Below are 12515 nucleotides of genomic sequence, written 5' to 3' on the forward strand. Positions count from 1 at the left end.
TTTATTTGTTCATTTTACGCAGTAACCATTGATCAAGGCCAACTGCGGCGATTAAAATAAGTCCTAAAATTATTTCCTGCCAATAGCCGGAGACACGGGCAATGATGAGCAGGTTATTGATAATAGCCATAAAAAGTGCTCCGAGAAAAGCACCCCAGATTTTTCCAAATCCACCCGATAAACTGGCCCCTCCCAGGATAACGGCAGTGATCACCCGAAGCTCCAGGCCCCGGCCGGAAGTGGATAATGCGGCGCCTAATCTTGAGGCAAGCAAAATACCGGCTATGCCGGCCAATGTTGCTGAAATTACAAATGCCCATATCTTCATCTTTTCTACTTCTATGCCCGATAGTTTTGCTGCCTTTTCATTAGAGCCGATAAAATAATAGCGACGAAAAAATACCGTTCGTTTCACCAGGAAAGCAAACAATAAAACAATTACCAGCATGTACCATACAGGTGCTTGTATAGAGATCAGTTTGGATTGACCGATATAAATAAAATCATAAGGAAAGTTTTGGATCCCCGCACCACTTAACATCAGGGCAAGTCCACGAACAACCCCCATCATTGCCAACGTTTGAATCATCGGGTTTATGCCAGCTTTTGCAATCAGCAGGCCATTTATAAAGCCGATCAGAACTGAACCTATTAGGCCTGCAGCAATTGCCAATAAAAAATGTACATCATGATAGTACATCAGGTAGCCGGCTAATCCCCCCGCAAAGGCAACCACAGATCCAACGGAAAGATCAAACATTCCGGAGATCAGCAGTATCATCATGCCCACTGCAACGATGGTATCGATAGAGAGATTTAATAAGAGTTGTGAAAAGTTTTCAATGGTTGGAAATTGTGCCGGAAAAATAAAAGTCATGATTATACACAACAGTAGAATACTTGCGGATAAAGAAAATACGCGGTCTTGCAATCTTTCTTTCAATGGCATCAGCAATATTTAAATAGTTTAACTACTCAATCTTGATAGTTTCTGAATGTTGAAGGTTTTTCAATGTTGATGATTTCTCAATATTGATGGTTTCTCAATTCAAATGATAAATCCGGACGCGAGTGCTGTTATTTTCTCTTCGGTTGCTTCATTTCCCTGCAGAATGCCCTGGATTTTCCCCTCGTGCATGACCACAATACGATCCGAAAGAATCAGCAATTCGGCCAGGTCACTTGAGATAAGCAAAATGCTTTTTCCTTCCCGGGTCAAACTCCTTAAAAGCAGGTATATATCGGTCTTAGAGCCTGCATCCACTCCCTGGGTCGGTTCATTAATGATAAATACCTCAGGCTTCAATGCCAGGGATCTTACAAGCATTACTTTTTGCTGGTTCCCGCCACTTAGTGTACAGACAGCCTGCGTTACTGTTGGTGTACGCACACCAAACTCTTCACACAACTTTTTGCTTTGTTGATTTATGGCTGACTCATTATAAGAGCCGCTCTTCAATTGAGCAGCAAATACATTTTCAGCTACAGACTTATCAAGGAACAAACCTTCTGTTTTACGCTCTTCCGGAAGATACACGATGTGTTCATTTATGGCCTCCAGGGGATGTTGAAATTTCATGGATTTGCCATCTATCAACATGTTACCACGGATAAAAGTTTCATAACCGAACAATGCTTTTGCCATGGCAGTTCTACCTGAGCCCTCCAGGCCCGCAAAGCCTAATACCTCACCTCTGCGCAATTGGAAGCTGATATTGAAGAACCCTTTTCCGGATATATTTTCCACTTCCAGTTTTATGTCTTTCCGGGCATGTGATTCCTGGGATATTGATTCCAGTTCCCTGCCCACCATCATGCTGATTATTTGCTTTGTGGATACCGTTTCATCCACCGTGCCTGTATACTTCCCATCCTTCAAAACGGATATTCTTTGTGCTATCTGCCTGATTTCATTCATCCGGTGAGAAATATAAATTATTCCTGTGCCTTTCTTTTTCAGCTGTTGAATAATCCGAAAAAGTATTTCCGTTTCACTATGCGTAATCGAAGCAGTAGGCTCATCAAGTATTAACAAAGCAGGATTTTGAGCAATGGCTTTTGCAATTTCTACCATTTGCATTTGGGCGACCGAAAGTTTGCTCACCAGCGTTTTTGGGGAAAGATTATTTAGCCCTAATTCTGTAAGTAGCGCCTTTGTATTGGAATAGAGCAGGGGATAGCTTATAAGACCCGTAGATGTGAGTGGCATGTTAACGGGAAAAATATTCTCAGCAATGCTTAAAGAATTTGCAAGACTTCTTTCCTGGTAAACTATTGAAATCCCAAGGCTACGGGCTGCTAAAACATGATCAACCCGAACCGGTTCATTTTTCCAGAAAATTTCACCTTTATCTGGTTGCAGGTTGCCCATGATGATGTTCATCAGCGTACTTTTACCCGCGCCGTTTTCACCACAAAGCGCATGAACTTCACCCGCATTAAATTCAAGTGACACGTCCTGAAGCGCTTTTACACCAGCAAAAGATTTTGATATGTTCTGCAGACGCAGCATTAAAATATAATGGTTTTTTTTGAAGCAGCTGATTCATAACATGCCCAAACTAAACGAACGGTACGCAGATTATCTTCTCCTGTTGTTTCGGATATCCCTCCCTGCAGGCCTTTAAGGATATCACGGTTACAGTCAACAATACTTGAATGGACCACCGCATAATCAGGATCAACCCAGTTATACATTGCAGGTTTGATTACTGATGATGTAGTTCTTCTCCGGGTTGTAATTTTGAGATGAAAATCGTTAGTAAGATGCAATGATCCATTTTCGCCTTCGATGGAGACCAGCGTTTGCGGAAAGGCTTCTTTTTCCAGTATCGAAGCATAACTCATCTCTGCGAAACAATGCAACCCGTTTTCCATCTCCATCAAAACATTAGCAACATCTTCGCCTTCAATCCTTTTGTTCACTCTTTGAATAAGGCAGGTCAGCTGTTTAACCTCGCCAAAAAGAAATCTGCAAATATCGAGCACATGAGAACCAATATCCGCCAGGATAAAATGCTTTAAACCCGCCAGGAAAGGCTGGTTATCAAATACGGGGAAAGCAGAACAAAATGAAACCTTTGCTTTAAACATCTTACCGATTATACCTGTGTCCATTGCATCTTTTAACGACCTCAACGGTGCCTGCCACCTGAAATTTTCATGGATAAACAGCTGTACATTTTGCTTCATACAAATCTTCAGCATTTTTTCAGCATCTGCCAGAGAAGCAGCCATTGGCTTCTGACAAATTATGTCAATGCCTTTTTGGGCAGCAGCATTAGTAAGTGCTGCATGTGTATCTACATCGGTGATGATATCGACAAAATCAAGAGTTTCTTTTTCCAATAATTCCTCCGCGCCTGAATACACATTTGAAACCCCGAATTTTTTAGCAATGACATCAACAGATGAACGGTTGATATCGCATAACGCTACCAACTCCACACCTTGCAATTCTTTCCAGGCAGCTATCTGGTAATTAGCCCAAAAACCTGTACCGATGATAGCAAAGCGTAGTGGTTGCAACATAATTTCGGTTAGGAACTTTTCGATGCGTCATCAATTACCAGTACCCAATCCTGTCCATACCCCATGGTGGGTGGATTGAAGGTTTGTTCCCCTTTATTCGGGAACTTTCCAATCATCTTTTCTTCCCCGTTCCTGGGATTAAACCAGAAGGAGGAAACTTCATTGCCGGAAATTTTTCCCATATTCACGGTAATCGGTTTGCCTTGCGAGCTATAGATAAAAATATAATCCTTTCCTCTTGTGGCCTGTATGCGATCATTTGCCCCCATTGGATTTGTAATCAGTGTTTGATCCGGCACACGATCGAGCATTGATCTCGATTCCATTAAACGGCGCACATATTTCATTTGCGCAGCACCTGGCAGATCGATGGCCACATACCACGGGATACGCGCCCCATTGACAGATGCTCTGTTTGGTGAATACATTTGCCATACATCATGACAACCATAAGTATGTCCGAATGACCCGGCGAACAAATCCAGGTATGCATGTTTACGAACATCATAAGCACTTGAAATTCCCAGTTCTTTAGCATTGAAGCAAACCGGGTGATCCTCATACAAGGGTTCCCCATCAAGCACCGGCTTCGTGGGTGTGCGGTTGTACACAACCTGGATGCGATCCCACACATTGTTCTCGCGGCAATGTCCCGTTTGAAGCATATTAAAGTCCAGCCATTCATCATTGTGAAAATATTTAGAAGAGCCGCCATCTTCAACCCCATTTGGCTGAGGATGAAATGTCATGATACTTTTATCCTGGCCACCGGTTCCTTCGGCGATACCTGCGGCCATGGAACGCCATATTGATTTCGCTTTCTCATCCGGAACACGATCACCACCTAATACCCAGATAACATTTGTTTTGTTTTTATAACGGTTGCCAAGCCACTTGCCATAAACAGCGGCATTACTTGGATTAAAGATTTCTGGTCCTTCGCCCCATCTGTCTTTAAAAATTTTATCTCCCCAGGTAGGTAAAAAAGCAATATAAATTCCCAGCTCGTTTGCCTTATTGATGATATAATCAACATGTTGAAAATATGCCTCCCTGGGTTTGGTTGGATCCAGGTCTTCAAGTGGTATTTCTCCATAAGCATTAGGAACGCGAAGGCCATCCAGCTCAGCTAATGCAACAGCCTGTATGACGGTAAATCCTTTATCCGCGCGATTCTTCAGGTAAGTGTCTGCTTCTTCACGGGACAGTCGATGAAACAACTCCCAGGCAGTATCACCTAACCAGAAAAAAGGTTTGCCGTCTTTAGTTACCAAAAAACGTTTATTATCACTTACCCTTAACTGGGCGAATGTTGAAAAAGAAATCGCAATAAAAGCACAAATCGTTAATAGTTTTTTTAGCATAAAACAGTCTTCATTATTTATTAGTGATGTCCCGGACCTGTTGCCGTATATCATCCATGTCAAAAATGCTTTTCCAGTTATCTTTGAAAATGATAGGCCTGGCGCGTTTGCTTATTTTGTAGGCAGCGTCAGAAAAACTGCCATTCACTTCTTTAAATAACACTGCAATCTGTATACGTAAATGTCCAAGTACAAAATCCCTGGCTGCGGCTTCCGGCACACCTAATTCAACTATTCTGTCGTAACCTTCTTTAACTACTTCCATGCAGGTCTGCGCTAAAGTTTCCACCATAGCGGGCTCGAGTATGGCCATTTGTTCAAGCGTTATCCGGTGTGTTTTTTTGATGGGAGCATACATATCCTGCGCTACCTTCTCACCTAAAAGATACTGGTCTTCGCTACCATACATTAAAGCCACTACAATAGATTGCTTTGCTGAAATGCCGCCATAGAAATCACGAAAAGCTTCTTCGCCTGGTTCCCAGTTAAAAACGGAAGGGTGACATGGATGAGCAATTACATAATTAAGGTCATCCCGGTGGTGAATAACGCCATCGAGTGGGGCTGCAGGGTCTAAGGTCATTACCAGGGAGCCGGGTTTCATCTTCGGAATCAGCTTATCAGAAACAGCACCAATCGTAATATCAGGTACTGCAAGAATTACCACCTCCGCCCCGGCAATTGCATCTGCTTCATTGCTTACTACCACATTTCTTTGCCTGAGGTTTTGAAGGCCCTTATCACTAACCTCCAGGAAGTCTAAACTATAATGCGGGTATTTTAAAAAATTGTCAGTTAAGCGGCATCCCATTTTGCCACCGGCACCCACTAAAGCAATCTTTGTCATTTTATTAAAGTTTTGAGGTAGTCAATGCTTTTATCAGCCCATCTTTTTTCCTTCTCTAGGGTAACCTCTATCGTTTGATCGGGTTCAGACCATAGTTCCATTGTTGCAGTTTCACATTTACCATGTTTGCCCACTTCTTTGAGCAGCCAGGGAATGTCAAGCATTCCTTCACCGGCTACGCACCCGCTCACGTTGAAACCCATTTTATGTTTGACTCTGCCGATCTTAAAATCTTTTATGTGCAGATTTACTGCGTAGGGGGAAAGCATCTCTATCACTTCACCAATGCCTTCGCCTGCACCAAGAGAATTGGCGGTATCGAGGCAGATACCGATCCATTTTGGATCTGTGTTTTCTATAATTCGCTTTAACGTTTGTACTTTGAAGCGATCATGATTTTCTATAATCAGTTGCACATTCGCCTCTTGTAAAGCAGGAATTAATTTTATCAATATCCCTGTAACTTCCTCTTCAGTGGGATGATAATCAGCATCGTCAATTATTATCCTCAGAAAAGATGAATTCATCCTGCGGGCGATACCGAGGTAATTAGTTACATTCAAAACCGTCAGCCCTTTTGTTCCTACCTGTACCTTTATCTCCAACTCATCGGCCATAATTCTTAAATTCTCCAACTCTTCCAGGGCTAATAAATGGAGCGGGTAATTATCTCCAAACTGTACATATTTAATATTTTTTTTAGCCGCAGCCAATAAAAGATCTTTATAAGTAAACGGATTAACTGGGGCAAAATCACCGATACGGAACGACCAGGGAAAACTATAAGTGCTGATACCTAAATGCATAAAAGGCCAGGTAAATATGTGCAATTGTGAATGCTATCGTTAAGATATTTATTTTTTTCAGAAACTAGCGGATTTGTCTACCTGATCAGGTTCATGATCAGGAGATAGTCACCGCACAAGTTAATGCTGTACCGGGTGTTAACTGTGCTGTACTATGCGATTTTGGAAACAGCTGTTATTTTTGTGAAAGATCTATTGTCCTTGAGCTTTTGCCATTTATAATCTCAACTTTCTGAACCGCTTCGTTTACCTCTAGAAACCAGGCAGACTGGGACAAAAAGGAATTACCGTAATAAAACTCCTCTTTTCTTTTGAGGCCATTCTTCAGGTAAACGATGGCATATTTATCGCCTGGTTTCAAAGCGATGGGAGGCATCATTTGTTTTGCACGAAAAACCTTCAGCAAACCCCGGTTTTGCGAAGCAGCCAGTAAATAATTGCCTTTTGTATCTCTAAGCTTTACCAGCGATTTCGCATCACCTGGAACAAATAAGCCGCCTTGTAAAATGGTCTGTGGTTCGAAACCACCCTTACCATTTCCAAGCATAATCAAACCATTGAAAGCATCGTAACGGCCATTGGTAACTTCTGTGCCATAATCGTTTCCTACTAATGACAAGTCAAGATTACCGTCATTGTTAAAGTCGTCTGCCACCATGCCATAAACCGGCGCCAGTTGCGCGGCTTCAGGTAAAGGCTGCAATTCGAATTTTCCATTCCCAATGTTTTTAAGATAACTGCTTTCCAGGTTATTGACAGATAAGCTTAACATACCCTTAAGCTCTGCTTCCGAAAAAAGGTCTTTAAATTCAGCCACAGCAAAAGCCTTATACGATAAAAATTTCTTTTTTAAAGCCGGTAACTGGCTATTGATGTCGTCTTTATTATGGACCGTGTATTCTTTCAGCTTTTGTTGCTGATCCTTTAACCAGGTTGTAGTGATGGCGTCAATACTTCCATTACCATCGAAATCTTTTGCATAAATATTTATAGGATATTTTTCAGAAGCTTTATAAAACGAATTTTCGCCGAGATTGCCCAGTACATAATCGATATCACCATCATTGTCAAAGTCACCACCCGTGATACTGTTCCACCACCCGGTTTGTGCCTGTATACCGCTCTTTTCTGTAACGTCTGCAAAACTGCCATTGTTATTTTTGAAAAACCTGATTGCCATCCATTCTCCTGTAACGATAAGATCGGTCCAGCCATCATTGTCAAAGTCGGTCCATAAAGCGTCACAGACCAAACCGATATTTGTCAGAAAAGGGGCTGCCTGTTTGGATATGTCAGTGAATTTTATGTCTTTGTCTTTTGAATCATTCCTGTAAATAAAACTGCTGACAGGCAGCGGGTAACTACCCGGCAAAACCCTGCCGCCAATAAAAAGGTCAAGATCACCATCTTTATCAAAATCAACCGCCTTTACACAACTTTTACTTGTAAAGTTTTTTGGTAGGGCGGCTTCATTAAAAATGAAATTTCCTTTGCCATCGTTAAGAAATAACCGGTCCTCGTAATTTTTCGTATTAACCGGATATTCATTACTTCCGGCTGAAAGATAAAGATCCTGGTCCCCATCGCTATCGGCATCAAATAATAATATACCCATGTTCTCCGGCCTTCTTAAATCATTGCCTTCGAGATAGGGTAGCGTACGACTGATAAATTTTCCATCTGTTTGCTGGAGTAGGAGAGTAGGCTGAATTATATTATTTCCGCCAATTATCATATCGTCTGTCCCATTACCATCTATATCGCCTGCCGCTATGCCAGGGCCATATTGCGATAGCTTGTGTGGTAACAAACGTTCCACGTCAAAGTCAATTACATCAGTTTCTTCATGTCTGTACCTGATGTCAACAGATGCTGTTATGTCTGCAAACAAAGTTGAAGGGACAGTTTCCGGTATTAAGTTTATGGGTGTTTTGGCATTGTTGATATTTACCTTCAATACCTGGTTTGTTTCCACCTTGCGTAGTACTTGTTTATTGCCGTTTTGCCAGAAGATGACTACTGAATCAATTGTGCTTATTGTATCTATGCCAAAATAAGCCAGATCGTTTACGGAAGACAGATAACCACGGTAAGGTGAATTTTCATATACTTGCTTTTTAGTGCCATAATAAATCGCGGCAATTGCTCCAAGTCCGTTCCTGTTGGCATTTGACCCTTCAAATTTTATTTGTAAAAAGTTCGCCTTGATATGTTCTTTGGTATTCAATGTGTTTTCATAAACCAGCGCAGTTTCGTTGATGTTATTGATCACATAATCAAGGTCTCCATCATTGTCGAGGTCCACATATACAGCCCCATTGGAAAAAGAAGGCAGATTCATCCCCCAGTCAGCGGTAACATCTTTGAACTTCAGGGTCCTGGTATTTTGAAAGGCATAGTTGGGAATACGGATTTGAGGTATCTCGGCAATCAGGTCCTTCCGGGATACTAAATTGCCTGCCTTTTGCCGGAAGGCACCAAAATCATGATCTGTCACATCTCTTGGATATCCGTTAGTAATGATAATATCCCGGAAGCCATCGTTGTCAAAATCAGCAATCGAAGCATTCCAGCTCCAGTCTGTTTGCGCCACTCCTGCAAGAAAACTAATCTCGCTGAATACCGGGTCCGAAACAGAGTCATTGCTTTTTATAGCCGGCCCCTGGTTTAGCTGCAGGGTATTGCGAACGTACTGGAGATTATATTCACCGAACATCATATTCTGGTAAACAAAATAATTGTTGCTGCCCATGTTTTTTTTCTTTCGAAAATTATCCTCGGGATTCATATCAACTGCCAGCACGTCCGGGAGACCATCGTTATTTATATCAGCTATATCATTGCCCATCGCGTTCCGCGAGGTATGCTTGAAATATTCTTTTGCTTTGTTGGTAAAAGTGCCGTTTTTGTTATTGATGTATAACAGATCGTTTGAAAAAAAATCATTGGTTACATAAATGTCTTTCCAGCCATCACTGTTTATATCAGTTATTGAAACCCCGAGCCCATACCCACCTTCAATGATCTTTGCCTCTTTTGAAACATCCGTATATACCGGGTGTTTCAAAGCTTCATTGTAATCGTTGCGGAACAGTTTGTCAATATCTGTTGTTGCATCATTTACACCATTGTTGCCAAATACAGTTGCAGTGCGGCCCGCCAATTTTGTTGTAACCAGGTACATATCAAGATCGCCATCATTATCATAATCAAAAAAGGCAGCATGAACCGAATGACTTGTATCAGCCAGTTGGTATTCCTCAGCCATTTCCTTAAACACCGGGACTTTGTTTGCGTCCAGGCCCTGGTTTACATATAGAAGATTTCTACGGTCAGCTGCGTTTTTCTTTATCGTCGCACAGACATAAATGTCTTTCCATCCATCATTATTAATGTCGACAACTGATGCAGCATTTGCCCATCGCCCTTCGCCGGTTGCATGCGCTGCATCGGTGACATCGCGAAATGATAGGTTTCCGTTATTCAGGTATAATTTGTTCCCGCTGATACTGGCGGTAAAATATAAATCAGGTAAACCGTTGTTGTCAAAATCGCCAACTGCTACACCCCCGCCATTGTAAAGAAACTCCAGGTCGATCGGGTTAACAGAGTCATTTTCAATTACGTCGTTGCTGAATCTAATTCCTGTTTTTGCAGGATCTGATTTTTTAAACAGGCTCGTTGGTTTTTGTTGACAGGAGTTTAACGAGCAAATAATAATGACAAAGGACAAAAAACAAACCGGGATAACAATCTTGAAGCTGTAAGGCATAATTTAAATCGATTATGGCCTCTACAGTGAATTCCTCAAAATAAGGGAGAATGGATTTTTGACCTTTTCTTTCCTGTTTTCAAGGATAAGCCTGGCCGCAGTTTCTCCCATTTTTGCATGATCAGTCGAGATTACTGAAATGCCATCTGCAAGAATCTCTTTTAAAGGCGTGTCGTTATATGAAACTATACCAACGTCGGTACCGAGCTTAAGCTTTGATGCCTGGCAATTTTTGATCAGGTTCACGAGGTCAGTTTCCTCTATTACCACAAATGCTTCTTTGTCCTGGATTGGATCGTTGGCATTAATATCGGTAATAATACGATATTCAAATTTATTCTGGCTGCAGAAATTTCGAAATCCTGTCACGATTTCGCCGGGATACATCGGGCTCTTAGGAAACACGAGGGTCATCAACCGGTATTTGCTCAGTGTGCTTAAGCCGCTTTCGAGCGCTTCAAAGATATCTTTTTTAAAATCCTGGTAAACGGCCGAATAAGAAAGGTTAGAACAAGGAAGATCTTTATCCAGCACAAACAATTGTTCACTCGGTATCTTTTCTATTATCTTATAAGCTTCCTCTACATCTTCATAAAAATGGGGCATGATAACATAATAATCGTATTCACCAAGGCTGGCTTCGATGATATCATTGAACAAACGGGTACTAGAATGATAAATTTTTAAGTCGATGGTCGCCTTTTTACCACAGGTCTGGGAGAACGAATTATAAATAACCTTTTTGTAATTGCTTATTTTGTTAAACAGCAACAATATCCGGTAAGGTTTGATGATGTCAATACGATTAATATAAAATCCCTTTCCCCTGATGCCTTCTATTATTCTTTCTTTTTCTAATAAATCATAGGCCTTCTGAACGGTGTCCCTCGATAGGAAGTGCTCATTGCTGAGTTCATTTATTGAACTGATCCGATCACCCTTCTTATACCGTCCCTGTTTTATCGCCTTAGTTATGGAATTTACAATCTGGAGATATTTCGGGGTTCTTCTGTTGGCGTCAATTTCAAAAATGGCTTGCATGGCAATTGTAATTGATCAGGTAATCAGGTTGTGAGCATTAGGACAATCGTTTGCGCAAAATACGAAAAAAAACTTATTTACAAAATCCGGGTTGACTTCCGGTGGATGATCCGCGGTTCCAAAAGGATTTTTTCTTGTTTATTAACTACTTCATTTTCCTGGCTTTCAATTTGTTGTAAAAGAATCTTTACAGCGATCTGCGCCATTTCCGGGAGTGGTTGCTCCACACAGGTTACAGGTGGATCCAGAAACTTCAGATATTCCGAATCATCGAAAGTGACAAGTGAAATATCCCCCGGAATGTTTATTCCTTCCTCCCTCAAAGCTTTTATTGATCCAAGGGCAATGGGATTGGTAAACGCAAAGATTGCCGTAGGCGGCTGTACGCGGTTTAGCAAGACCTTTGTTTCTATATATCCATTTTGAAGAGAGAATCCGTTGCCGACACAATCAGGAGTTAAACCAGCCTCTTTCATGGCCGCTACATAACCTCTTAATCTGGTTGTCACGGGCATAACGTCATGTGTAGCCTGGATACATGCAATGCGTTTGTGACCTGCCTTTATGAGGTATTTTGTAATTTCATAAGCACCCTGGTAATTGTGAGATGATACATATGGAATAAAGGAATCCTCAAAATACCGGTCAAAAAAAACGATTGGTAATCCTGTGCGATGGAAACTTTCGAACAAAGCCGGTTTGCGGGAAGCGGGGCTGATCAGCAATCCATCTATCCTCCTGTCGGCAAGCTGGTTTAGCATTTCCGACTCAATCCTGTCGTCCTCACCACAGTCGGAAATAATTACTGAATAACCTTTTTTGTGAAGCTCTGAAGTAATGTGGCTCGCAACATATCCAAAAAATGGATTGGCCAGGCTGGGAATAAGCAAACCTATTGAATTTGTTTTTTTCAGGCGTAAGTTAACCGCGGCTAAATTTGGGCGATAGTTTAGTTTTTGGGCTGCCTTGATCACCTGGTCTTCTGTCTCTGCTGAAATGCGGTATTTTTTAGATAAACCGTTAAGTACCCTTGAAACAGTAGTGTTTGATACATTTGATGCTTTTGAGACATCAGCTATTGTAATTATATTTTTCAGGTTTGCGCAATTGTTTGTGCAAATTTAATAAGATTTAATTACCGGCGAAGATTTTTC

Annotated in this window: 9 protein-coding genes and 1 pseudogene; all 10 read right to left on the reverse strand. The window is 41.5% G+C overall.

All coding sequences use genetic code 11. The features are described 5' to 3' along the window. Position 1 precedes the first annotated feature (1 nt). Positions 2 to 877 (reverse strand): ABC transporter permease, encoded by an 876-nt coding sequence (locus VK664_RS15205; protein WP_461399532.1) that lies wholly within the window; start codon positions 875 to 877, stop codon positions 2 to 4. 171 nt (positions 878 to 1048) lie between these two features. After that, positions 1049 to 2512: a sugar ABC transporter ATP-binding protein gene (locus VK664_RS15210; protein ID WP_461399533.1), complete on the reverse strand. Its 1464-nt coding sequence runs from the start codon at positions 2510 to 2512 to the stop codon at positions 1049 to 1051. Next, positions 2512 to 3531: a Gfo/Idh/MocA family protein gene (locus tag VK664_RS15215; protein WP_461399534.1), complete on the reverse strand. Its 1020-nt coding sequence runs from the start codon at positions 3529 to 3531 to the stop codon at positions 2512 to 2514. The genes VK664_RS15210 and VK664_RS15215 overlap by 1 nt, the downstream gene beginning before the upstream one ends. Positions 3532 to 3539: 8 nt before the next feature. Continuing rightward, positions 3540 to 4895: a glycoside hydrolase family 140 protein gene (locus tag VK664_RS15220; protein ID WP_461399535.1), complete on the reverse strand. Its 1356-nt coding sequence runs from the start codon at positions 4893 to 4895 to the stop codon at positions 3540 to 3542. Between the two features lie 13 nt (positions 4896 to 4908). Next, positions 4909 to 5742, reverse strand: coding sequence for a phosphogluconate dehydrogenase C-terminal domain-containing protein (locus VK664_RS15225; RefSeq protein ID WP_461399536.1), 834 nt, complete (start codon positions 5740 to 5742; stop codon positions 4909 to 4911). Then, positions 5739 to 6548 carry a sugar phosphate isomerase/epimerase family protein gene (locus tag VK664_RS15230; RefSeq protein ID WP_461399537.1) on the reverse strand — a complete coding sequence of 270 codons (810 nt, stop codon included), beginning with the start codon at positions 6546 to 6548 and terminating at the stop codon, positions 5739 to 5741. The genes VK664_RS15225 and VK664_RS15230 overlap by 4 nt, the downstream gene beginning before the upstream one ends. A gap of 175 nt (positions 6549 to 6723) precedes the next feature. Then, positions 6724 to 10320 carry a VCBS repeat-containing protein gene (locus tag VK664_RS15235; RefSeq protein WP_461399538.1) on the reverse strand — a complete coding sequence of 1199 codons (3597 nt, stop codon included), beginning with the start codon at positions 10318 to 10320 and terminating at the stop codon, positions 6724 to 6726. A 21-nt stretch (positions 10321 to 10341) separates the two neighbouring features. Next, a complete protein-coding gene (locus VK664_RS15240) occupies positions 10342 to 11361 on the reverse strand; it encodes a GntR family transcriptional regulator (protein ID WP_461399539.1) in 1020 nt (339 codons plus the stop codon). Positions 11362 to 11438: 77 nt separating this feature from the next. Beyond that, positions 11439 to 12251, reverse strand: coding sequence for a substrate-binding domain-containing protein (locus VK664_RS15245; RefSeq protein WP_461399540.1), 813 nt, complete (start codon positions 12249 to 12251; stop codon positions 11439 to 11441). Positions 12252 to 12308: 57 nt separating this feature from the next. Then, positions 12309 to 12482, reverse strand: a pseudogene (locus VK664_RS15250) (LacI family DNA-binding transcriptional regulator); the annotation flags it as partial. Positions 12483 to 12515 lie beyond the last annotated feature (33 nt).

This window comes from Flavitalea sp., from assembly GCF_035489435.1.
In the GTDB taxonomy this organism is placed as follows: domain Bacteria; phylum Bacteroidota; class Bacteroidia; order Chitinophagales; family Chitinophagaceae; genus DATHKG01.

Coding starts and splice junctions, on each gene's coding strand:
- VK664_RS15235 (WP_461399538.1), bottom strand. CDS start 10,320: ATGCCTTACAGCTTCAAGATTGTTATCCCGGTTTGTTTTTTGTCCTTT.
- VK664_RS15240 (WP_461399539.1), bottom strand. CDS start 11,361: ATGCAAGCCATTTTTGAAATTGACGCCAACAGAAGAACCCCGAAATAT.
- VK664_RS15210 (WP_461399533.1), bottom strand. CDS start 2,512: ATGCTGCGTCTGCAGAACATATCAAAATCTTTTGCTGGTGTAAAAGCG.
- VK664_RS15225 (WP_461399536.1), bottom strand. CDS start 5,742: ATGACAAAGATTGCTTTAGTGGGTGCCGGTGGCAAAATGGGATGCCGC.
- VK664_RS15215 (WP_461399534.1), bottom strand. CDS start 3,531: ATGTTGCAACCACTACGCTTTGCTATCATCGGTACAGGTTTTTGGGCT.
- VK664_RS15230 (WP_461399537.1), bottom strand. CDS start 6,548: ATGCATTTAGGTATCAGCACTTATAGTTTTCCCTGGTCGTTCCGTATC.
- VK664_RS15220 (WP_461399535.1), bottom strand. CDS start 4,895: ATGCTAAAAAAACTATTAACGATTTGTGCTTTTATTGCGATTTCTTTT.
- VK664_RS15205 (WP_461399532.1), bottom strand. CDS start 877: ATGACTTTTATTTTTCCGGCACAATTTCCAACCATTGAAAACTTTTCA.